Below are 21,602 nucleotides of genomic sequence, written 5' to 3' on the forward strand. Positions count from 1 at the left end.
GTGCCAGGACGCGGCAACGGGCTCGACGCGGAGTCGTACAAGCCCCTGACCGACCTCTCGCCGGAGTTCGCCGAGGACATGCTCGGCGCGTTGCGGGCCGAGGGCGTCGCGGCGTACGTCACGCCGCTCGACGACGAGCCGGAGCTCCTGCGGCTCTGGGTCGACGCGGCGGCGACGTCGCGGGCGCGCGCGCTGCTGCGGGCCCGCCGCGAGGCCGCGGAGCTGGAGGAGGCGGCCGGGGCCGCGGGCGCCGCAAGCGCGGCCAGTGCCTCGGGCGGCTCCGGTGTTTCCGGTACGCCGGGCGCGTCCGGTCCGTCCCGGACCGACGGCGACGACACGGCGGACGGCGAGGCCAAAGCGGCCGAGACGGCTCCCGACGACGCCCCCTCCCCCGACGCCGGTCCCGACGAGGACGAACTCTGGGCGCAGATCGTCGCCGGATTCGACACCGAGGTCGCCGATCCGGTGCCGCGCTGGCCGGTGGCCGAGGACGTCGACCCGGGCGACACCGGCCGCAAGCAGAGCAAGGTGACGCGCGGCGGCGACGGCTCGTTCCGGGTCGGCCTGGCGACGCCCGGCCCGCGCGACTGGTCCCCGGCCGACGAGAAGCCCGAGGACGCCGAACCGGAGGAACTCGACGAAGACCCGGAAGACCACTTCGTCCCCCCGCCCCCGCCGCCGCTGCCCAAGACCGACTTGGCGACCAAGGTCGCGTGGGTCGCGCTGCTCGGCGGGCCGCTGTTCCTGATCGCGGTGGTCATGCTCGGCCGGCCGATCGGCGAGTGGACGACGTTCCTGGCCATCGCCACCTGCGGCGCGGGCTTCATCGCCCTGGTCTCGCGGCTGCGCCGGGACCACGACGAGGACGACCCGGACGACGGCGCGGTGGTGTGAGAGCCGGGGGGCTCGGACGGCGGGGCTCGGTCAGCGGGGCTCGGTCAGCGTGTTCTCGGTGGTCTTCCCCGCGAGGTAGTCGTCGACGTTGCGCACGGTGGTGCCCAGGATCTGGTCGACCGCTTCACGGGTGAAGAACGCCTGGTGCGACGTGACCAGCACGTTCGGGTAGGTCATCAGCCGGGCAAGCACGTCGTCGGTGACGACCCGGTCGGACAGGTCGCGGTAGAAGAAGTGCTCTTCCTCCTCGTAGACGTCCAGCGCGACCCCGCCGAGCAGCCCGCGGCGCAGCGCGGCGACCAGCGCGAAGCTGTCGATCAGGCCGCCGCGGCTGGTGTTGACCAGCAGGGCTTCCTCGCGCATGAGGTCGAGTGCGGCGCCGTCGACGAGGTGGTGGGTGTCGGGGGTGAGCGGGACGTGCAGGCTGACCACGTCGGACTGCGCCAGCAGGTCCGGGAGGTCGACGTACTCCATGCCGAGCGCGCGGCAGGCGGGGTTCTCGGCGATGTCCCAGCCGACGAGGCGGCAGCCGTGGCCGTGCGCGATCCGCGTGAAGACCTCGCCGATCTTGCCGGTGCCGACGACGCCGACGGTCTTGCCGTGCATGTCGCGGCCGAGGAGCCCGTCGAGCCGGAAGTCGAAGTCGCGGGTGCGGATGACGGCGCGCGGGATGCGGCGGTTGACGGCTTGGGCGAGCGCCCAGGCGAACTCGGCGACGGAGTGCGGCGAGTAGCGCGCGACGCGCATGACGGTGATGCCGCGGCGGGCGGCGGCGTCGAGGTCGATGTTGTTGAAGCCGGTGGAGCGCTGGGTGACGAGCTTGGTGCCGCCGTCCGCGATCCGGCGCAGGACGTCGGCGTCGACGCGGGAGTTGACGTTGGTGGAGACGATCTCGTAGCCGTCGGCGAGGACGGCGGTGTCGGCGTCGAGGTCGACGTCGAGGCACCGCAGGTCGTGCCGGCCGTCGAACGCCTTGGCGAGCAGGGGACGCTCGTAGCTGGCGACACCGTAGGCGAGGATCTCCATGCGGCGGGCCTTTCGGTGGTTTTGTCCGGTCCGCCTATGGTCGGTTATCCGGCGGGGAGGCGCAGGACGGCGAGTACGGGGCGGTGGTCGGTGGCGGCCTCGTACTCCGCGTCGGTGAAGGCGTCCGGGACGCCGCACCGCACCACCTCGATCTCCGACGACACGAAGATGCCGTCGATCCGCCGCCACGGATTCCGGTGCGGCGAGGTGAACTCGCGGCCCCAGGGGGCGGCGGCGTAGGCGTCGTCGAGCCGGGCGGCCAGGTGGTCCCAGGCCGGGTGGCCGGGGTGCTCGTTCATGTCCCCGGCGAGGATGCGGTGCTCCTCCCCGAGATCGGCCAGATGAGTGAGGACCAAGTCGGCCTGCCTCCGCCGCTCGTCCCCGTCGAGGCTGAGATGCGTGCTTCCCACGGCGAACCGCACCCCGTCGACCTGCAGCCGGGCCAGCGCGATCCCACGCTGGTGGTAGCCGGGTGTGCGCGGCAGCAGCACGTTCCGCGTCTCGAGCACCTTCACCCCGAGCGTCGCCAGGATCAGCGGTCCGGTCGCGGCGGCCCCGCCGCCGACCACATGCAGCCCGCAGGCCCGCGCCAGCCACGCCGCCTGCGTCTTCGGCAGCAGAAACCGCGGCGCCTCCTGGAGCAGCACCACATCCGCCGCACACCACCGCACGATGCGCGCCACCAACCTCCGGTCGTCCCGCAGCGACCTGACGTTGTAGGAGAGGACCCGCAACTCGACGGAGGGTGGGGTGGCCATGCAGCCATGGTGCCGCGCGAGGGACGGAAGGAGACCGGGGACGCGCGGAAGGAGGACGGGAATCGGCAGGCGGGCTCGACCACGCCCGGGAGACCGCCTCGGCGCCCGATCGCTGCCGGTGAAGCGAGTAGATCCAACGTGTTGCGCGGCGCCGCCGACGGGCGGCGCCGCGCTCGGCAAAGGGTCGGTGTCAGTGCTTGAGCGCGGCGGTGAGTGCCGTCCACGACGACAACGGGACGGTCAGGCAGCCGCGCTGCACGTCTTTGCTGTCACGCACCGGGACTGCGCCGGGAACACCGTCGGCGACCTCGACGCAGTCGCCGCCCTGGGCGTTGCTATACGTGCTGCGGCGCCATGCTGCGCCGTTCACGTGGGGGGCGTTTCGCATGCTTCGTACTCCTCTTGAGCCGCGCGGATCATGGCCGCCGACGCATCCCGCGTCAGCGCGCTGGCGCGCAGCAGATCGTACGACAGCTCGTAGTCGGCCACCGTGCTTACATCTTCGATGAGTTGCCCGGTGTGACTGCCTTCGAGATAGGCGTACTGCCTGTTGTCGTCCATCGTGAGGAGTGTCATGGATCCGCCCATGATTCCGTGCGCACCGTGGCTGAACGGGACCACTTGCACAAGGACTCGTGGGCTCTTGCCGACGGTCAACAGGTGGGCAAGTTGCTTCGCCATCACGCGGGCACCACCCACGGGCCGCCGCAGCACTGCCTCGTCCAGCAAGATCAACAGGTGCGGCGGCAACTGCCTTGCCAGCACGATCTGTCGACGCATCCGCGCGTCAAGGTCCTCGTTGATCTTCTCGTCAGTGGCGTTGATCTGCCCGGCGCGCAGCAGCGCAAGGGCGTACTCCCGCGTTTGCAGGAGACCCGGAACGGTTGCCGCTTCGTACTTCCGCATCCGAACGGCCTTGGCTTCAAGGTCCATGAACCGGCGGACGAAGTCCGGGAAGACGTCGTTCTTGACCAGCTCGTACAGCATCACGAAAAGTCCGCCGGTGCCGAACGCCGCGTCCAGCTTGGGCGGCAGGTCCGGCGGAATGCTGCGCTGTGCGGTCTCCAGGCGCGATACCTGCACGCGGCTGTAGCCGATGATGTCGCCGAGCGCCGCCGGGGACATGTTCGCGGCTTCCCGATGCAGTCGGATCATCGCGCCGTAGGCGTGGCGCGGCGAAAGCCCTGGGGTTAACGCGCTTGCCTGGAAATGCACTTGATCGCCTCCGTCATTACCAAGGCCCCCTGGTACAGGTGCGTCACTCCCAAGAGTAGGGCCATCCGGTCAGTGTGTGAGTACGGAACGTGACCAACCGACTCGCAGGGGAAGGCACCGGCGTGGCAGCAACAACGAGCAGCGGCCCGGCAACACAGGTCTCGGCGGCCGAACCGGCGCCGCTCGTAAGGCCGTACATCGACCTGACCCCCGTCGTGGACGCGGGCGTCCACCCGGCCGACCCCCACGGCATCGGCTATGCCGTCAAAGTACGCATCGTCGCGTGGGGAGTCGACGCCCGGCACGCCGGCACCGCCTTGCAGCGCGCCGACGACTACGCACGGAACTTCGGCTTCATCGTGCTCGCCCGACTGGCCAGCTACGGAACGGTCCTGTCCGCCGCACCCCTCGTCGACACGGCACGACGTCGCTGCGCCCGGCGGGAGGTCGACTACGGACAAGCCTGGTGGATCGTCCCGCACTTCGCCATTTCACCCGATGACTTCGAACGCGCCGCCAACGCCGTCCGCGCGCGGTGGGCAGCGGAAGCCGCGGCGCACCGCGAGCTGCGCACCGACGGCGCCGGTGACGACGAACCCTGATCTCCAACGCTTCCGGGCAGAGCCGGAGAATGTGGTCGCGGCGTCCGCGCTCCACCCGCGCTGAATCGCTTTCCGCAAAGTGAATCCTGGGAGACAACGTCGGCCCCGACGACCGACGGAAGCAAGGCTGCGCCCAGGCTTGGGAGGCGGGTCCACTCACGCGCCGATCCGCATAGGACGTGACGACGCTCGTGGCCGCGCCACCGCCGGCTCGGCCCGACCACGTCAGGTGCGCAGCGTCGGTCCGATGGTGGCGCTCACGAACTTGTGGATGGCGGCCGGTGATGGGTCCGGTGCGGAGGCCAGCAGGAGGTGCCCTCCGCCGACCAACGACAGCGTGAGCGAGTCGATGTCCGTATCGGGAGCGATACGGCCGGCGGAGCGTTCGTCGGCGAGGTAGGCGGTGATCGCGGTGGTCGCCTGGCCGAGGATCGCCATGCCGCCGCCCGGGGTCGATGCGCGGAGCCTGGTGCGGAGTTCGTCACGGAAGGTGATCAGCGGGATGATCGCGAGCGGCACGGGGCCGAAGAGGCCGGTGAGGGCGTCGGCGAGGTTGTCCGCCACGGTCCCGGTGCCGACCGCGGCGCGGAGCTCTGCCGCCTGGGTGTCGAGTCCGGCAGCGCGGTCGAGGACGAGTGCGGCCAGGAAGTCGTCGAAGTCGGCGAAGTGGCGGTGCAGGACGCCCTTCGCGCAGCCTGCCTCGTCGGTGACCGCGCGGCTGGTCAGCCCCTTCGGGCCGTCGCGCAGCAGGACGCGCTCGGCGGCGTCGAACAACTGCTGCCGCGCGTCGCGGAGATGCACTCCAGTCGGCACCCGCTCGTCCTTTCGTACGGTCGGCCCCCCATTGTTCAGGTCGCCCACAGCGCGGTGGTGGCAAGGGTGGTGTGTTCGAGCGTGAAGCACCCGCCCAGGGAGTCGATGGCGGCGCCGACGGCGGCCAGGATCCCGGCGAGCACGGCAGGCGCGAGCCCGGTGAGCCCGCCCGTGGTCGGCAGCAGGTTCAGCCATTGGTCGCGGGTGTAGGTCCGTTCCCAGTCGAACCGCCACTGCTCGGGCGCCGCGAACCCTCCGGCGGCGGCGATGCCGTCGCCGAACGCGGCGTACGCCGCCTCGTAGGCCTCGATCGGGCGACGGGCCGGCTGGCCGGCGAACGGAGAGTCGGGCACCGCGCGCAGGTAGGCCGCCGCGAACGCTTCGGCGATCGGCTCGGGTGGTTCGTACACGTGCCCGAAGACCGCCAGCCGACCGCCGGGCCGCAGCACCCGGGCCGCCTTCGCCGCGCCGACCGCGGGGTCCACCCAGTGCCACGACTGAGCCGCGATCACCACGTCGAACGTCCGCCCGGCCGGATCCCACGCCTCGAACGTGCCCACCTCGACGGGCAGCCCGCGACCTTGCGCGAACTCGGCCATCCGCACGTCGGGATCCACCCCGAGCACCGCGCACCCGGCCGCCTGAAACTGCCGCGCCGCGATCCCGGTCCCACAGCCGATGTCGAGCACGTCGGCCGCGGCACCGACACCGGCACCGGCACCGGCACCGGCACCGGCAAGGATCCGCTCCACCAGCGCGTCGGGATACGCGGGCCGAGCCTCGTCGTAGCGGCACGCGTCGGCGCCGAACGACTCGGCCATCCGCCGAGCGTGGTGTGATTCCGGGCGCGAGGAAGGAGTGGGCATCCGCCCACCTTAGTGGGCAGCCGCCCACTCGACCACCCCGAGCCGTACGGGGTGCTCTACCGCCGTGCCAGGTCGGCCGCCCCGACCAGTCCCGCCTCCGGACCGAGGGTCGCCACCAGGATGTCCGCCGCCGGGCGGTGCCCCCGCGTCAGGACGCGGTGGTAGGCCGTCAACGTCGGCCGCAGCAGCAACTCCCCGGCCTCGGACACCCCGCCGCCCAGCACGAACGCGCTCGGGTCGAGCATCGCGGCCAGGTCGGCCATGCCTTGGCCGAGCCATTCGCCGACGTCGGTGAACGCGGCCAACGCCACCGGGTCGCCGAGCCGCGCGGCCTGGGTGACGTGCGGGCCGCGGATGCCGTCCGCGGTGCCGTCGCCGAGAGCGAGGAGCTTCTCGGCGGCCTCCGGCTCGCCCGCGGCGCGTTCGCGCGCATAGCGGGTGAGCGCGTTGCCGCTCGCGTACTGCTCCCAGCAGCCGTTGTTGCCGCACCCGCACGGCAGGCCGTCCGGGACGACCCTCATGTGGCCGGGCTCCCCCGCGATCCCGTGGCGGCCGCGGACCAGGTTGCCGCCCTGCACGATCGCGCCGCCGATCCCGGTGCCGACCGTCAGGCACACCACGTCCTCGTGCCCGGACGCGGCACCGAACCGGACCTCCGCCCACGCCGCGGTGTTGGCGTCGTTCTCCACCACGACCGGCAGGCCCGCGAGCGCCTCGATGCGGTCGCGCAGCGGCTCGTTCACCCACGCGGCGACGTTCGCGGAGAAGATCACCGTGGCCCGGTCCGCATGGATGAACCCGGCCGCGCCGATGCCGACCGCGGTCACGTCGTGCTGGTCGCGGAGTCGGCGGATGACACCGCCGATCGCCTCGGCCATCGCGTCGGGGTCGCCCGGTGTCGGCACCTTGACCTGGTCCAGGACGATGCCGCCCATGTCGACGACGCCCGCGAGGATCTTGGTACCGCCGATGTCGATGCCGATCGTCAATGCCATGTGCTGCTCGTCCTCGGGGGAGTGGTCGGAGAGGGAAAGGAAGAAGAAAGGGGCCCGGCCGGAGCCGGCGTGCGTGCCCCCGCGCCCGGTCAGTCGTCCAGGTCGACGCGCTGCGTCGGCGCCGGACGGGATGCCCAGCGGCGTTCCTTGTCGGTCACGAACGCCCGGTACGCGGCCAGCAGTTCCGACCCCGCCGCGGACAGGTGCGCGGCCGCCTCCGGGTGCCGTTCGAGCAGCGGATCGACGACGCGCTGCCGCACACCGCCCAGCTTCCCGGCCACGGCTTCGGCGAACCGCCGCGCCTCCTCGGCCAGCCGCTCGGCGGAGTCGGCACGGTCGGCATGGTCGGATTGGTCGGACCGGTCGGACTCCCCTGCGGCGTCCGCGTCGGGACCCGGGGCCGCGCCGCCGCCGGAGTCGTCACCCGCTGCGGCCTCGTCGCGCTCACCCGCGGCGCCGGGGGCCTTCACCCCCGCGTCGCCACCGTCGGCCGCGTCGCCCGGCGCCGGCCCCCCGGCCTGCGGGCCGAGCGGGTCCGCGACCGCATCGGCCACGTCCGCCCACACGTCGGCACCGCCCACCGACACACCCGGGGTCTCACGCGCCTCGTCCGCCCCACGCCCCTCCGGGCCGGGGTCTCCGTCGTTTCCGTCCGGCGTCCTCATCGAAGGCTCCACCCGTCGTATTCTCCCGTGCCCGCCCCGGAAGGTCGAACACCGCAGGCGAGAGCCCCGCAAACGGCCGCAGACAGCCCCCGCCGCGGCACCCTACGACCGCATCCACACGGCCGGATCCGGCAGGAACCGCACCCGCAGCGTCCCGCCGCGCAGCCCCGCCCCCTGCACCGTGCAGCGCCGCAGCGCCGACGGCAGCGGAATGAGCCGCCGGACCGCGCCCACCGTGACCACCAGTTCGTCGCCGCGCCGCAGCAGGTCGAGGTCACCGCGTTCGGCACCCGGCAGCGGCACCACCAGGACGAAGTACTCGCCGTCCGTCTCCACCTCGAACACGTCGCGGACCGCGCCGGGCGGCAGGTCGTCCGCGCCCGGCTCGGCGACCGTCCGCACTCCCGGCACGCCGAGTCCGGCCAGCCGCCCAGGGCCGATCGGCTCGTCGGCCGATGCGGCCAAGCTGTGCACGGCGGCTTCGGGGTACAGCTCGCGCAACGCCGTCACACGCTCGCCCGGCGACGAGGCGGACCCCGCCGAGCCGCCGCCGTCTGCCGCTTCCCGCACGCCGTTCACGACCACGTCTTCCACCCGCCGCCCGAACAGCGCCAGCGCCGCCGCCGCGCGCCGGTCGGACGCCGCGGCCACCGCACCCGCCCGGGTGACGAACCGGATCCCGGTCCCCGGCGCGTCCAACAGCGCCCGGACCGCGTCGAGTTCCGCCACCACCCGGCGGGCGGTCGCGTACACCCAGTCGTCGGGCATCGGCACGCCCGCCACCGCGGCCAGCATCGGCCGCAGGGCCCGCGCGGCCTGGCGTTCCACCGGCAGCAGCCGGTCGACGTAGCGGGACAGGGCCTCCGGCAACGCGAGCGCGACCGCCGCACGGTCCACCGGCGGCAGGTCGACGACGATGGTGTCCCACGCATCGGATTCCGCATGCCGGGCCAGCACCCGCAGGGCGAGCGCGTCGACCGCGCCCGGCACCGCGACGATCTCCTCCGGGTCGAGCGGATCGACGCCGATAAGGCCGAGCAGGCCGCCCACGGTGTCCTGCACGGCGAGGAACTCGCGCTGGAATTCGTCCTGGACGTCCACGCGTGCGGCGAAAAGCCCCGATGCCGCCTCGGGTTCGCCGTCCAGGGCGATCTCCCGCGGCACGTCGCCGAGTCCGGTGCCGAGCACCGTGTCGGCGTCCGCGGTGCCGTCCGCGGCCAGCAGCAGCACGCGGGCGCCGGACCGCGCCGCGGCGAGGGCGGTGGCCGCGGCCACCGTCGTCCGGCCGGCGCCGCCGAGGCCGGTCACCAGCACTACGCGGGTCATACCGCCCACACCCCCGACCGCTCCGTCAGAGCGTCTTGCCCGACGCGTTGCCCGAACCCGACCCCGCCGCCGGCGGCACCTGCTCCACGCGCTTCTTCAGCCCGGACAAGGCCCGGTCGATGATGACCTTCTCGGCCTTGCGCTTGATCATGCCGAGCATCGGGATCTTGACGTCGACGCGGAGCTCGTAGGTGACCTCGGTGCCGGTGCCGTGCGGGGCGAGCGCGTAGCAGCCGTCCAGGGACGTGAGCATCTGGCTGGTCACCAGCGTCCAGCGCACCTCGCGGTCGCCGTCCCATGTGTAGGCGAGCACGTGCTCGTCCTTGATCGGGCCGGCGTCGAGGAGGAAGCGGACGCGGGTGCCGCGGCCGATCGCGTCGTCCTTCTCCAGGACTTCCGCCTTCTTGACCTCGCCGGTCCAGTCCGGGTACTCGGCGAAGCCCGCGATGACGGCCATGACCTCGGCCGGGGTGGCGTCGATCGTGATCGTCGATCTGGTCCGTTCCGCCATCGTCAGCAGCCCTCCGGGAAGCCTTCAACCCTGCGCGCCGCTCCGGGTGGGGACGCTGCGGTTTCCGTCCGCAGCCTACTGCGCCGAGCTTGTCCCGTGGCGGCGACCGCCCGCGCGGCGCGAGGCCGGGGATACCCGGGATACGCAGCGGCCCCCCGCGGCGTCAGTCCCAGGTGAGCGCGAACGGCCGCCCGGTGGCCTGGAAGTGCCCCACATTGATGCACTCGGTCTTCCCGATCCGCATCCGGCGGGCCAGCGGCTGGTGCACGTGTCCGAACAGCATGTAGTCCGGCTGGGTCGCCCGGATGGCCTCCAGGACGGCTTCGCTGCCGCGTTCGAAACGGCGCGCGACCACGTCGTACGTCAGTTCCGGCACGGCCGGCGGAATGTGGCAGCAGAGCACGTCGACCTCGCCGAGCGCGGCGACCTTGGCCGCGTAGTCCTCGTCGGAGATCTCGTACGGCGTGTGCATCGGCGTGCGCAGCCCGCCGCCGACGAAGCCGAAGCGGCGTCCGCCGATGTCCGCGGTCTGCCCGTCGAGGACGGTGACGCCGTCCCGCACGTAGTCCTTCCACAGCCCGGGGAGGTCGACATTGCCGTACGTCAGATAGGTGGGATCGGGGAACGCCGCGAACAGGTCGCTGTACTGGCGGCGCACCGCGCGCTCGATCGCCTCCTGCGGGTCGCTGTCGAGCGACGCCCACAGCGCGCGGGAGAAGGTCCGGGCCTCGTCGAAGCGCCGCGCGGTGCGCAGACCGACCAAGTGCTCGGCGTTGTCGCGGCCGAACAGCTCGGGGAAGATGCCCTGGGTCAGGTCGTGGTAGTCGATGAACAGGATGAGGTCGCCCAGGCACACGAGCGCGTCGGCGCCGTCCCCCGCCCGGGCGAGTGCTTCGGCCTCGCCGTGTACGTCGCTCACCACATGGACCCGCATCCTCGCAGCGTACCGGCGGGCGCCGGACGGCCGGGACGCGCGTCGGGTGCCCTACTCTCGGGAGCACGGAAAGACGAAACGCACGGCAAGGCCGGGACCACCGGGGTGACACACCGCACAGGATCGGAAAGACCCCTGTCACTCCGACCCTACTTGCCAGTAACGTCTGCCCGACCACCGGCAACCCGCCAACAAGGAGCAGTCCGTGCGCGAGTTCAGCGTCCCCGCCCTGGCCGACGTACCCGCCGACGGCAACCTGACCGACATCCTCCGGACGAACGCAGCCGAGGCCCCGCAGGCCGCGGTGCTCGCCCGCAAGGTGGACGGCCGGTGGCAGGACGTCACGTCGGTGGAGTTCCTCGCGCAGGTGTACGCGGCGGCGAAGGGCCTCATCGCGTCCGGCATCGAGCCCGGCGACCGGGTGGCCCTGATGTCGCGGACCCGCTACGAGTGGTGCCTGTTCGACTTCGCGATCTGGTGCGCGGGCGCGATCACCGTGCCGATCTACGAGACGTCGTCCGCCGAGCAGGTCGAGTGGATCCTCGCCGACTCGGGCGCGGTCGGCTGCATCGTCGAGTCGGCGCAGCACGAGGCGACGGTCGCGTCGGTGCGCGAGCGGGTGCCGGACCTCGCGCACGTGTGGCGGATGGACGAGGGCGACGGCCCGGCGGCCGAGGCCGCGCTGGCGGCGGCGGGCGTGGAGCTGCCGGATTCCGCGGTGGAGGACCGCTGCGCGACGCTGACCGGCGAGTCGCCGGCCACGCTGATCTACACGTCGGGCACGACCGGGCGCCCCAAGGGCTGCATCCTGACGCACCGCAACTTCTACGGCGCGTCCACCAACCTGATCGCGCTGCTGGACGACCTGTTCAGCGTCCAGGACCCGTCGTGCCTGCTGTTCCTGCCGCTGGCCCACGTGCTCGGCCGCGAACTGCACGTCATCTGCATGCAGGCCCGGGTACGCACCGGGCACTGTCCGGACATCCGCCAGCTCACCGGCGAACTGGCCGAGTTCAAGCCGACGTTCGTGCTGGCCGTGCCGCGCGTGTTCGAGAAGGTCTACAACACCGCGACGGCGAAGGCCGAGGCGGACGGCAAGGGCAAGATCTTCCACAAGGCCGTGGACACCGCGATCGCGTACAGCGAGTCGCTCGACAAGAGCGGCCCGGGTTTCGGCCTGCGCGTCAAGCACGCGATGTTCGACAAGCTCGTCTACGGCAAGCTCCGCGCCGCGCTCGGCGGCCGCTGCGAGTTCTCGGTGTCCGGCGGCGCGCCGCTGGGTGCCCGGCTCGGCCACTTCTACCGCGGCATCGGCCTGACCATCCTGGAGGGCTACGGCCTCACCGAGTCGACCGCGGCCACCACGCTCAACCCGACCACCGCGGTGCGGGTCGGCTCGGTCGGCATCCCGATCCCGGACTCCGCGGTGAAGATCGCCGACGACGGCGAGATCCTGCTGAAGGGCGTCAACGTCTTCGGCGGCTACTGGCACAACGAGGCGGCCTCGGCGGACGCGTTCGAGGACGGCTGGTTCCGCACCGGCGACCTCGGGCAGCTCGACGACGACGGCTACCTGACGGTCACCGGCCGCAAGAAGGAGATCCTGGTGACCGCGGGCGGCAAGAACGTCGCCCCGGCGGTCATCGAGGACCGCATCCGCGCGCACTCGCTGATCAGCGAGGCCATGGTGGTCGGCGACGCCCGCCCGTTCGTCGCCGCGCTGGTGACGATCGACCCGGAGACCTTCCCCCGCTGGAAGGAACTCCACGGCAAGCCCGCCGGCGCGACCGTCGCCGAACTGGCCGACGACCCGGACCTGATCGCCTCGGTGCAGGAAGCGGTCGACGAGGGCAACAAGGCCGTGTCGCGTGCCGAGGGCGTCAAGAAGTTCCGCATCCTCGCGATCAACTTCACCGAGGAGAGCGGCCACCTGACGCCGTCGCTCAAGCTCAAGCGCAACCTGGTCATGAAGGACTTCGCGGACGACGTCGAAGGTATCTACAGCTGAGTCCGCGCCGTGCCGGGGAGCTGCTCCGGATATCCCAGGAGCCCGCGCAGCCGCCCGGCCAGCAGGTCCCACCGCCACGCCTCCTCGACCCACCGGCGGCCGCGTTCGCCCATCGCTTTCGCGGCCACCGGGTCGAGCAGCAGCTCGCTCACCCGGCGGGCCACCTGTGCCGGGGAGCGTCCGTCCACGACGTACCCGGTCTCGCCGTCCAGCACCGCGTCCGGCGCGCCGCCGGAACGCCCGGCGACCACCGGGCGGCCGGTCGCGGACGCCTCCAGGTAGACGATGCCGAGGCCTTCGACGTCCAACCCGCCGCGGCGGGTCCGGCACGGCATCGCGAACACGTCGCCGGCCTCGTGGTGCGCGGGCAGCTCCGACCAGGGCACCGGGCCGGTGAACGTCACCGCCTTGCGCACCCCGACCCGGTCGACCAGCTTCTCCAGGTCGCCGCGGTACGGCCCGTCCCCCACGATCAGCAGCGCCGCGTCCGGCACCGCGCGCAGGATCTCCGGCATGGCCTGGACGAGCACGTCCTGGCCTTTGCGCTTGACCAGCCGCGACACGCACACCACGACCGGACGGCCGGCCAGCCCGAGGCGTTCCCGTACCTCGGCCCCGCCCACGCCGGGCCGGAACACCGTCTCGTCGACACCGGGCGGCAACTGCACCATGCGCGCGGCCGCGTCCGGCGCCAGCACCGGGGCGATCTTCGACCGCGTGTAGTCGCCGAGGTACGTGAGCGTGTCCACGCTGTCGCCGATCCGGCGCAGCAGCCCCCGCGCCACCGGCAGTTGCGCCCACCCGGCTTCGTGCCCGTGCGTGGTCGCCACCAGCCGCGCGGCCCCTGCCGCACGGAGCCCGACACCCATCAGCCCGAGCGGCGCCGCGGCGCCGAACCATACGGCGTCGCACTTTTCCGCGCGTGCGATGTCCTTTGCGCGACGGAACACCCGAGGATTGGGCACCATCATGTGCGTGGCGTCGCGCACCACGGGGAACGGCTGGGCGGCGTCGAACACCCGGACTTCCCGGTTGTCTTTCCAGGACGACGTGTAGACCACCACACTGTCCCGCGGCAGTCGCAACGCCATCGAATGGACGAACGACTGGATGCCGCCCGGACGCGGCGGGAAGTCGTTCGTGACGATCAGGGTCCGGGTGGTGCGCACAGTTTCCGTCAGTTCCATCAGGACCCGATGATTTCACGCGACCGAGGAGAGCATGGCCCGCGAGATGGCCCGCGAGATCAAGTGGAGCATCGTCGCCGCTTGGGCGGTGTCGCGCGCCTGGCTGCTGCTGGTCACGCTCGGCGTGCTCTACAACCCGTATCCGATCGTCACGCAGGACGTGTCGATCACCTACTTCTCGTGGTTCGAAGTCCTCAAGACCGGCACGTTCCCGGTCGACGACACGATGTGGCAGTACCCGCCGGGCGCGGCGGGCGTGCTGATGCTGCCGGGGCTGATGTCCTGGTGGTCGTACACGCAGGCGTTCTTCGTGCTGATGGTCGTCGCCGACGCGGTCGCGTTCGCGTTCCTCCTGCGCGGCAAGTCCGCGTACGGCGCCATGCTGTGGGTCGTCGGCGTGCCGCTGCTGGGGCCGACGATCCTGTCGCGGTACGACCTGTTCGTCACCGCCCTCGCGGTCGCCGCGCTCATGCTGCTGACCACACGCACCCGCACCGCGGGGGTGCTCGCCGGCGTCGCCGCGGCGGTGAAGGTGTGGCCGGTCCTGCTGCTGCTGGGCACGCCGCGCGGCCGCCGCACCCGTGACGCGGTGGTCTGGACGCTGTTCGGCGGTGCCGTCGTGGTGTTCGGCTTCGCCGCGGCGATGCCCGGGGCGTTCGACTTCCTCACCGCGCAGCGCGACCGCGGCATCGAGATCGAGTCGGTGTTCGCGATGCCGCTGCAGATCGCGCGGTCGCACGGCTGGTCCGGCCGGGTCGAGTTCAACTACGGGTCGATCGAGTTCCTCGGCCCGTACGTCGGCCTGCTCTCCACGCTCAGCCTGATCGCGAGCGCGCTGTCGTTCGCGTGGCTGCTGCTGTGGCGGGTCAAGGCACGCAGGTGGACCGAGGCGACGCCGTACGATGCGGCGCTCACCGCGGTCCTGCTGTTCGTGGTGACCAGCCGGGTCCTCAGCCCGCAGTACATGGTGTGGCTGGTCGGCCTGGCCGCGGTGTGCCTGACCCGCCGGGAGACCACGCAGCGGCCGGTGGCCGCGCTGATCCTGCTCGCGGTGCCGTTCACCACGTGGGAGTTCCCGATGTGGTTCGGCTGGGTGATGGCGGGCGAGCCGGAAGCGGTCGCGGTGCTGATGCTGCGGAACTTCCTGCTGGTCGTCGCCGCCGTGTGGTCGGCGATGCGGCTGTGGCGCGCGGCCCGGCCGGCGGGGTTCAGCGCGGCGGCGTGGCCCCCTCCGGGACCCCGTGCAGCTTTGCCCAGTCCCGCGCCAGCGCGATCCGCTCAGCCGTCGCCGGATGCGACCCGAACAGGATCTGCAGAACCGGATTCGGTGTGAGGTTGGAACGGTTCGCCAGCGCGAGCCGCTTCTGCATCGCGATGAAGCCGTCGGGGTCACGGGTCAGGTCGAGCGCGTGCACGTCGGCGCGGGCTTCCATGCGGCGGCTGACCAGCATCTGCACCGGCCCGGACAGCGTCGCGACCACCGCCACCACGGCCAGCAGCAGCGCGAGCGCCCGCGGGTCGGCGGCCGCGTCCGCGCCGGCCCGGCGCAGCAGCGGACGCCAGCCCATGAGCAGCCCGGTCAGGCACAGGCCCGCGGCGGCGCCCGCGGCGCCGATGAGGGTGCCGTACAGGACGTCGTGGCGTTTGGCGTGCCCGAGTTCGTGTGCGGCGACGAGTTCGATCTCGCGCGGCGTGGCGGACCGCAGCGTCGTGTCGTAGACCACGATGCGCCGGGTCGAACCGAAGCCGGAGACGTAGGCGTTCAGCGCGGTCGTGCGGCGGGAGGCGTCGGCGACCAGGACGTCCTGCACCGGCACGCCGTCCTTCTCCGCCAGTTGCAGGAGCGAGGTGCGCAGTTCGCCGTCGGGCATGGAGTGGAAGCGGTTGAACGCGGGCTCGACGAGCAGCGGGTACAGGAACGACATCGCCACCACGAGCAGCGCACCCGCCCCGGCAGCGATCGGCCACGCGGCGCGCGGCCAGTGCCGCAGCAGCGCGAACAGCGCCACCAGCACGGCCAGTACGACGCCGGCCGACATCGCGAAGCCCTTCGCGGCGTCGAGCCACCACCCGCCCCACGCCTGCACCGACAGCCCGTGGCGGCGGCGCACGGATTCCAGGCGCAGGTCGAACGGCAGCGCCACCGCCCGGCCGATCAGCAGCAGCACGAGCCCGCCGACCACGACCTGCCACACCCATCCGCCGCCGAAGGGGCGGGCCACGCCCGTGACGATCCGGGCGCCGAGCGGGGTCAGCCCGAGCAGCAGCGTGACCACCAGCGACGCGGCCATCGACAGGTACGCGGGCGGCCGCGCCTCGCGTGCCAACGCCTGTCCGCGGGCGATCTCCGCCGCGGAGAAGTCCCGCGCCGCGTCGGGATGCACCGCGCCGCCCGGCACGCTCGGCAGCGGCCGCCACGGCGTGGTGACGACGAGCGCCACCAGCAGCACCGCCGCGGTGACGGCAAGGCAGACCACCAGGATCCGCTGCCCGCTCATCGCTTCCCTCCCCCGGGCATCCTCACGTCAGGGTCACTCCGCAGGTCGCCGAGCAGGTCGCCGAGCAGGTCGCCGCACCGGTGTCGGCACCGGTCGCTCGGCACGTCACTTCAGCTGCATCCGCACGTACTGCACCCACGTCTTGGTGAACTCGTCCGGGCCCATGCCCAGCACCGACACCATCGCGCCGGACAGGCGGCTGTCCTGGTCGACTTTCGCGCCGTCCGGCGCGGGCTCGCCGACCGCGCGGTAGAACGCGACCAGTTTGTCCTGGCCCCACCGCTCGGCGATCATGCGGCACGCCAGCCAGCCCATCTCGTAAGCCTGCGGCAACTCGTCCTGCGTGGTCTCGAACTGCTCGTCGGTCGGCAGCCCGGTCGGGATCTTGCCGTCCCGCACGTCGCGCCGCAGCTCCGGCGCGGCGTTCCGGACCGGCTGACCGGAGTCCAGGTAGCCGATGTAGTCGGCGAAGCCCTCGGACAGCCACGTCGGCGTCCAGTTCCGGGTGTACGCCCGGCTGGCCACGTGGGTGATCTCGTGCGTCATGACGACGCGCCGCTCCACCGCGCCCAGCTCGCGGAACGCCTCCGGATTGACGATGACCCGGTCCGCGGGCGCCGCACCCGCCGCCGCGCCGCGCTCGCCGGTGGTCACCGCGGCAATACGCGCGTACTTCTGCGGCTCGGCCCCCAGCAGGCGCGCCATCTGCGCCTCGTCCGCGGGCACCACGACGACGGAGTTGCTCGCCCAGGAGCTGCCCCAGACCTTGGTCACGTCGGGCACCGCGGTCTCGATGTCGTGCTGGTAGGCCTTGAGGTCGTTCTTGTTGCCGATGCCGAGCACGACCCCCGCGCTGCTCTTGAGCACCGTCACCGGGCCCAGGTCCCACAGGTTGACGCCCGAGGTGAGGTCGGCCGTGGCGCCGTCGGTGTCGGCCGCGACGTACCAGGCGTTGTCGCGCTTGACGAAGGTCTGGTACTGCGGGCTGCGCATCGGCGTGCCGTCCAGGTCCGCGATGCGGTACGTCAGATCGACCTGTGCGGCGTACGTCTGGTCGCCGCCCAGCTCCGCCTGCCGCGCCGGGGTCAGTGTGAACACGTCGGGCGCCACGACCTGGTAATCCCACGACGCCAGCGGCACCTGTGCCAGATTGTCGAAGAGGGCCGCCTGGCGGTCCCGGAACGGTGTGGCGCGCGGATCGACCGTGGCCAGGAACGCGGCGCGGTCGTGCGCGCGTATCGCGGCGGCCCGGCGGTCGAGCAGATGCCCGACGTCGTTCCGGCGGGCGTCGGCCCGTTCCTCCTGCCCGGCCGGGTGCCCCGCACCGCGGGCTTCGGCCTGGGCCGACACGCTCGGCGCGGCCGGCGCGGCGGGCGGGTGAGCCGTTCCGCGGCCCGGGCCCATGCCGACGAGTCCCAGGGTGACGCCTATCAGGATCGCGGCGGTCACCGCCACGAGTACCAGGAGCCACCGCGGGATTCGTCGCAGCCACAGGCTCCGGTCGTCCACGGACCGATCGTACGAGACCAACGGGGGCCGCACCTGCCGAGTCCGGCGGACGAGGGAACGGCCGACCGGCGAACCGGTCGGCCGCACGGGTCAGGAGGGGCGGACGATCTTGGTGATCTGCATCGAGTCCCACGGCGCGACGCGCACGTTGGTGCCCGGCTTCGGCGCGTGGATGATCTGCCCGTTGCCGATGTAGATCGCGACGTGCGAGTAGCCGCTGTAGTAGATGATCAGGTCGCCCGGCTGCACCTGGCTCTTCGGGATGTTCGGGCCGATCCCGGCCTGGCCCTGCGAGGTGCGCGGCAGCGAGACGCCGGCCTGGCGCCAGGCCCAGCCGGTGAGGCCCGAGCAGTCGAAGGAACTGGGGCCGGTGGCGCCGTACACGTACGGCTTGCCGAGCTGCGCCCGGGCTGCGGCGATCGCCGCGCCGGCCCGGCCGCTGACCGCCGGGATGTCGACCGGCGGCGTCTCCTTCTGCGTCGCCTTGGCCGTCGGCGTGCTCGGTGAGCGGGAGTCGTCGCGCGACGCGCGGGCGTCGTCGCCGTGGCCGTCGTCCGCGAGCATCGCGGCGCGCTCGGCCTCGCTCAGCGTGTTGAGGAGCTGCTGCGCCTTCTGCAGCTTCTCCTCGACCTCGGACTTCTTGGTCGTGAGGTTCTTGCGGGTCTGCTCCAGCTCGCCGAGCTTCTGCGACGCCTCGCTGCGCTCCTGGTCGAGCGAGCGCTTCTTGGCCTGGATCGCCTGGATCGAGTCGGCCTGGTGCGCGGTGATCTGGTCGAGCTGCGACGCCTTGCGCAGGTAGTCGTCGGGCTTCTCGGACAGCAGCAGCGCGATCGTCGGGTCGATGCCCGCGTTCTTGTACTGCGCGCTGGCGACCGCGCCCATGCTGTCCTGCAGCGAGATGAGGTCCGACTGCTCCTGGGCGATGCGCTCCTGGATCTGCCCGACCTGGCCCTGCAGTTGCTCGGTCTTCTCCTGGAAACCGTTCAGCTCCTCGGTGGCGATCTCCGCCTGGTGCTGAAGGTCGTTGATCTGCGCCTTGACCTGGTCCTTGGACGGTGCCGGGTCGGCGTGGCTCATTCCCGGGGACAGGGCTACCGCGGTCGCGGCGGCGGCGGTGATGACGCCGACGCGCGCTTTGCCAGGTTTCTTGGGCCGTCGGTGGGACGCCACGAGGGGCGGACTCCTTCTTCCGTCGCCGCCTACCGGGTGAGCTGACGGGTTCGGGCCGGAAGCGGGCCCTACAGCGCGGCGGACCGCGCCGATTCACCCCAGGGAACGGTGGTTCCCCGGCTCCGGGTCGGTCCGGAAGAGACCTCGCCGGATTCGGCGGGGGTGTCCGCTGCCCGCCCCGGTCAAGGCGGACGACTCGGCGGTCACCCAGCCCGAGACATTAGTGACTGCGCAAGCCCGTATTCAAATCAATCCGCAAAGTTTTACCGGATCTCCCGGGATTAACTCGGCGAGATCCACGGATGGTGATCACAGGGCGACCATCTGTTCATATTTTCCGGACGCATTCGGGCGTGTTCCGGAAGGCCCGGAAACCCCGGTCCCGGACTCTCCGCGAGCCCCCGAAACACCGTCGGACGTGCGGTTTTCTCGACTGCCGGAGCGTCGTTTCGGGCGGCGGTCCCGGTACCGGAGCGGAGGGCTCAGGCCCGCGTCGGCGAGCACCGCGAGGGCGTCGAGGGATTCTTCGTCAAGGTCGACACACCGGTCGAAACCGGATGTATTTCCGCGCGGCGGGCGCGGGCAGCCGCCGCCGGATTCCGAAGAAACGTGCGAAAAGTCCGACTTTTCCTCGGGCGTGCGAAGAAATGTCGATATAACGCATTCTCCGCACGCCGGTCCGCGGGCACGGCACGTACGGCAGCAGATCCGCATGGTCGGCCACCCCTCCCGTTGCGTTCCGAAAAGCACCTTCCGCACCCACGGTAGGGAGGGTGACCGACACAACGTCACAGGTCGACCACGTTCGGGCGGCAATCCGCGGGCGAAGGGGCGCCCGCGGGGGCGGGGTCAGCCGCGGGCGAGCCGGCGCAGCAGCATCGTCGAGGGCACCGGCCGCGCGCCCGCCCGGCGCACGCCGTCCGCGACCTCGCGGTCGGACGACACCACGACCACCGGGCGGCCCGGCGGCTCGGCGCGGACCAGGCGGCGGATCAATTCGTCCGCCGTCTCGCCGGCCTTGCTGAACCGCACCCGGACGCCGCGCGGCGGGGCGAGCAGCACCGGCGCGTCGAGCTGTGCGCCGTCGAAAACGCAGGTGATCTCGCAGCCGGTCTGCGCGGCGATCACCGCGAGTCCGCCGAGCAGCCGCACCCGCTGCTCGGACAATGCGAGCGAGGGATAACCGGTCTTGGTCACGTTGTAGCCGTCGATGACCAAATGTGCCTGCGGCAATGCAAGAAGTTGATCAAGAAGTGCCGGGTCGTCGCCTTCCAAAGCGCGCTGGGCAATGTCTTTCGTGCCGGATGCCTCGGGCTCGACCGCGTCGACGGTGTCCGCGGGCCGGATGCCGACCGGCGGCAGCGCGAGTTCGCGCCGCAGCCCCTGGGCGGCTTCGAGCACGGTGTCGAGGAGCAGGCGGACCCGGGTGTCCTCCATGCTGCGGCCTTCACGCGCGGCGCGGCGGCTGGCTTCCAGCGCCGACTCGGCCTCGGACACCCGGCCGCGCAGCCGCCGGGCCTCCTTGTCCGCGGCGGCCACCGAGGCCTGGGCTTCGGCGCGCACCGCGTCCAGTTCGGACTTGGCGTGCTTGGCCTCTTTCTCGGCGTGCTTCGCGGCGCCTTGCAGGCCCCGGACTTGGCGGCGCAGCTGCTCGGTCTCCTTGCGGGCCTCGTCGAGTTCGGCGCGGACCTTGTCGTGCTCGGACTTCGTGGAGGCGCGCAGGGCGGCCAGTTCGGATTCCAGACGCGCGACGACGGCGGCCTGTTCGGCGCCGGCCCGGTCGTGTGCGGCCTTCTCGGCGGCTTGGCCGGCGGTGTCGAGCAGGGTGACCCAGCCGGGCGGCCGCAGCAGGTACGCGGCGGCGGCGACGTCGAGCGGGTCGGCGGCGGCCGGGGGCCGCCCGGATTCCAGCGCGGCGGCGAGGTCGGGCAGCGCGCGGCGCAGGCGTTCCGCTATCCGCTGCCGGAAGACGGGGTCGTTCTCGAGCACGCCCGCCAGCGGCGTGGCGGCCAGCTTGGCGCGCCGGCTGGGGGTGAACCGCGCGAACTGCCGCAGCGGGACGGGGATCTCGTCGGGCGGCATGGCCCCGAGTCCGTCCGCGGCCAACGCGATGACCCGCTGCCGGACACCGTCGGGAAGGGGGCCGTGGGGGGCTTCCGCCTCGGAACGCGACCCGCGAGAGCCGTCGGGGCCCGGACCGCCGGAAGCCGTGGCAGCGGACCGGGGCGCCGGGCCACCGCTCTCGGCCGCGTCGGCGGCGCGAGCCGCATCGGGAATCGGGGTGGGCTCCGCACCTTGCACACCGGAACGCCCGTGCCGGGGACCGCGGTCGTGGCCGCCGGCGGCTGCCTCGGCAGCCGCGCGGCCTCCGCTCGCGTGCCCCGGAGCCTCGGCCGACGGCGCGGCGGCATGCGGCGGCCGGGCTGCGCCGTTGGGTGCGGAGTGCATGCCCCCACCGTGGCCCGGCGGGGTGACATCGGCAGCGGGCCAGGGCTCGGCGGAGGGGCGGGCTGTGTAGTCCGCGCGTGTGTCCGACTCGCCCACTGGTCCTCCGGTTGCGTCTCCGCCCGGTCTCCCCGCCCCGGGTCGGCTCGAACGTGCTCCTGATCATGGCGTGCCCGCCAT

General features: G+C 72.3%; 19 protein-coding genes, 1 pseudogene and 1 riboswitch. Of the genes and pseudogenes, 4 read left to right on the forward strand and 16 right to left on the reverse strand.

All coding sequences use genetic code 11. The features are described 5' to 3' along the window. Entirely contained in the window at positions 1-894 is an 894-nt protein-coding gene (locus ABEA93_RS07710) for a hypothetical protein (RefSeq protein ID WP_345674555.1), read from the forward strand. Between the two features lie 30 nt (positions 895-924). Here ABEA93_RS07710 and ABEA93_RS07715 read toward each other — a convergent pair whose 3' ends face one another. From ABEA93_RS07715 to ABEA93_RS07730, 4 genes are all read right to left on the reverse strand, one after another. Further along, a complete protein-coding gene (locus ABEA93_RS07715; protein ID WP_345674556.1) occupies positions 925-1,920 on the reverse strand; it encodes a 2-hydroxyacid dehydrogenase in 996 nt (331 codons plus the stop codon). 44 nt (positions 1,921-1,964) lie between these two features. Next, positions 1,965-2,678 carry an endonuclease/exonuclease/phosphatase family protein gene (locus ABEA93_RS07720; RefSeq protein ID WP_345674557.1) on the reverse strand — a complete coding sequence of 238 codons (714 nt, stop codon included), beginning with the start codon at positions 2,676-2,678 and terminating at the stop codon, positions 1,965-1,967. A 190-nt stretch (positions 2,679-2,868) separates the two neighbouring features. Continuing rightward, positions 2,869-3,066, reverse strand: a complete 198-nt coding sequence (locus ABEA93_RS07725) for a DUF397 domain-containing protein (protein WP_345674558.1) — start codon at positions 3,064-3,066, stop codon at positions 2,869-2,871. Then, a complete protein-coding gene (locus tag ABEA93_RS07730; protein ID WP_345674559.1) occupies positions 3,045-3,893 on the reverse strand; it encodes a helix-turn-helix domain-containing protein in 849 nt (282 codons plus the stop codon). The genes ABEA93_RS07725 and ABEA93_RS07730 overlap by 22 nt, the downstream gene beginning before the upstream one ends. An 89-nt stretch (positions 3,894-3,982) precedes the next feature. On the opposite strand from ABEA93_RS07730, the gene ABEA93_RS07735 reads away from it, so the two are divergent. Further along, positions 3,983-4,495 (forward strand): hypothetical protein, encoded by a 513-nt coding sequence (locus ABEA93_RS07735; protein WP_345674560.1) that lies wholly within the window; start codon positions 3,983-3,985, stop codon positions 4,493-4,495. A 225-nt stretch (positions 4,496-4,720) separates the two neighbouring features. Here ABEA93_RS07735 and ABEA93_RS07740 read toward each other — a convergent pair whose 3' ends face one another. From ABEA93_RS07740 to ABEA93_RS07770, 7 genes are all read right to left on the reverse strand, one after another. Next, complete coding sequence (locus ABEA93_RS07740) at positions 4,721-5,308, reverse strand: TetR/AcrR family transcriptional regulator (protein ID WP_345674561.1); 588 nt, start codon at positions 5,306-5,308, stop codon at positions 4,721-4,723. A 35-nt stretch (positions 5,309-5,343) separates the two neighbouring features. Continuing rightward, positions 5,344-6,129: a class I SAM-dependent methyltransferase gene (locus ABEA93_RS07745; RefSeq protein WP_345674562.1), complete on the reverse strand. Its 786-nt coding sequence runs from the start codon at positions 6,127-6,129 to the stop codon at positions 5,344-5,346. Between the two features lie 101 nt (positions 6,130-6,230). Further along, positions 6,231-7,169, reverse strand: a complete 939-nt coding sequence (locus ABEA93_RS07750) for an ROK family glucokinase (RefSeq protein ID WP_345674563.1) — start codon at positions 7,167-7,169, stop codon at positions 6,231-6,233. Positions 7,170-7,258: 89 nt separating this feature from the next. Next, positions 7,259-7,834 carry a DUF5304 family protein gene (locus tag ABEA93_RS07755; RefSeq protein WP_345674564.1) on the reverse strand — a complete coding sequence of 192 codons (576 nt, stop codon included), beginning with the start codon at positions 7,832-7,834 and terminating at the stop codon, positions 7,259-7,261. A 102-nt stretch (positions 7,835-7,936) separates the two neighbouring features. Further along, entirely contained in the window at positions 7,937-9,160 is a 1,224-nt protein-coding gene (locus ABEA93_RS07760) for an ArsA family ATPase (protein ID WP_345674565.1), read from the reverse strand. A 25-nt stretch (positions 9,161-9,185) separates the two neighbouring features. Further along, positions 9,186-9,671 carry an SRPBCC family protein gene (locus ABEA93_RS07765; protein ID WP_345674566.1) on the reverse strand — a complete coding sequence of 162 codons (486 nt, stop codon included), beginning with the start codon at positions 9,669-9,671 and terminating at the stop codon, positions 9,186-9,188. Between the two features lie 163 nt (positions 9,672-9,834). Then, positions 9,835-10,605 carry a metallophosphoesterase family protein gene (locus ABEA93_RS07770; RefSeq protein ID WP_345674567.1) on the reverse strand — a complete coding sequence of 257 codons (771 nt, stop codon included), beginning with the start codon at positions 10,603-10,605 and terminating at the stop codon, positions 9,835-9,837. A 205-nt stretch (positions 10,606-10,810) separates the two neighbouring features. On the opposite strand from ABEA93_RS07770, the gene ABEA93_RS07775 reads away from it, so the two are divergent. Beyond that, positions 10,811-12,613, forward strand: a complete 1,803-nt coding sequence (locus ABEA93_RS07775) for an AMP-dependent synthetase/ligase (RefSeq protein WP_345674568.1) — start codon at positions 10,811-10,813, stop codon at positions 12,611-12,613. Here ABEA93_RS07775 and ABEA93_RS07780 read toward each other — a convergent pair. Further along, a complete protein-coding gene (locus ABEA93_RS07780; protein WP_345674569.1) occupies positions 12,604-13,800 on the reverse strand; it encodes a glycosyltransferase family 4 protein in 1,197 nt (398 codons plus the stop codon). The two genes, ABEA93_RS07775 and ABEA93_RS07780, sit on opposite strands and share 10 nt — an antisense overlap. A gap of 34 nt (positions 13,801-13,834) precedes the next feature. On the opposite strand from ABEA93_RS07780, the gene ABEA93_RS42095 reads away from it, so the two are divergent. Beyond that, the gene (locus ABEA93_RS42095) at positions 13,835-15,133 is read left to right on the forward strand and encodes a glycosyltransferase 87 family protein (protein WP_425584865.1); all 1,299 of its coding nucleotides are present in this window, start codon (positions 13,835-13,837) and stop codon (positions 15,131-15,133) included. Here ABEA93_RS42095 and ABEA93_RS07790 read toward each other — a convergent pair. The 4 genes and pseudogenes from ABEA93_RS07790 to ABEA93_RS07805 form a co-directional block, all read right to left on the reverse strand. After that, positions 15,114-16,298: pseudogene (locus tag ABEA93_RS07790) on the reverse strand (M48 family metallopeptidase); the annotation flags it as partial. The gene ABEA93_RS42095 and the pseudogene ABEA93_RS07790 sit on opposite strands and share 20 nt — an antisense overlap. 105 nt (positions 16,299-16,403) lie before the next feature. Next, positions 16,404-17,807, reverse strand: coding sequence for a gluzincin family metallopeptidase (locus tag ABEA93_RS07795; protein ID WP_345674571.1), 1,404 nt, complete (start codon positions 17,805-17,807; stop codon positions 16,404-16,406). A gap of 90 nt (positions 17,808-17,897) precedes the next feature. Then, entirely contained in the window at positions 17,898-18,977 is a 1,080-nt protein-coding gene (locus ABEA93_RS07800) for a C40 family peptidase (RefSeq protein ID WP_345674572.1), read from the reverse strand. 11 nt (positions 18,978-18,988) lie between these two features. Then, positions 18,989-19,146, reverse strand: a riboswitch (cyclic di-AMP (ydaO/yuaA leader). Positions 19,147-19,826: 680 nt separating this feature from the next. Then, complete coding sequence (locus ABEA93_RS07805) at positions 19,827-21,278, reverse strand: NYN domain-containing protein (RefSeq protein ID WP_425584872.1); 1,452 nt, start codon at positions 21,276-21,278, stop codon at positions 19,827-19,829. Positions 21,279-21,602 lie beyond the last annotated feature (324 nt).

The organism is Yinghuangia aomiensis, from assembly GCF_039542225.1.
In the GTDB taxonomy this organism is placed as follows: domain Bacteria; phylum Actinomycetota; class Actinomycetes; order Streptomycetales; family Streptomycetaceae; genus Yinghuangia; species Yinghuangia aomiensis.

Bases quoted from the DNA above. Each gene is read 5' to 3' on its own strand.
- ABEA93_RS07715 (WP_345674556.1), bottom strand. From the start codon at position 1,920: ATGGAGATCCTCGCCTACGGTGTCGCCAGCTACGAGCGTCCCCTGCTC.
- ABEA93_RS07720 (WP_345674557.1), bottom strand. From the start codon at position 2,678: ATGGCCACCCCACCCTCCGTCGAGTTGCGGGTCCTCTCCTACAACGTC.
- ABEA93_RS07725 (WP_345674558.1), bottom strand. From the start codon at position 3,066: ATGCGAAACGCCCCCCACGTGAACGGCGCAGCATGGCGCCGCAGCACG.
- ABEA93_RS07745 (WP_345674562.1), bottom strand. From the start codon at position 6,129: ATGGCCGAGTCGTTCGGCGCCGACGCGTGCCGCTACGACGAGGCTCGG.
- ABEA93_RS07750 (WP_345674563.1), bottom strand. From the start codon at position 7,169: ATGGCATTGACGATCGGCATCGACATCGGCGGTACCAAGATCCTCGCG.
- ABEA93_RS07755 (WP_345674564.1), bottom strand. From the start codon at position 7,834: ATGAGGACGCCGGACGGAAACGACGGAGACCCCGGCCCGGAGGGGCGT.
- ABEA93_RS07760 (WP_345674565.1), bottom strand. From the start codon at position 9,160: ATGACCCGCGTAGTGCTGGTGACCGGCCTCGGCGGCGCCGGCCGGACG.
- ABEA93_RS07765 (WP_345674566.1), bottom strand. From the start codon at position 9,671: ATGGCGGAACGGACCAGATCGACGATCACGATCGACGCCACCCCGGCC.
- ABEA93_RS07770 (WP_345674567.1), bottom strand. From the start codon at position 10,605: ATGCGGGTCCATGTGGTGAGCGACGTACACGGCGAGGCCGAAGCACTC.
- ABEA93_RS07780 (WP_345674569.1), bottom strand. From the start codon at position 13,800: ATGGAACTGACGGAAACTGTGCGCACCACCCGGACCCTGATCGTCACG.
- ABEA93_RS42095 (WP_425584865.1), top strand. From the start codon at position 13,835: ATGGCCCGCGAGATGGCCCGCGAGATCAAGTGGAGCATCGTCGCCGCT.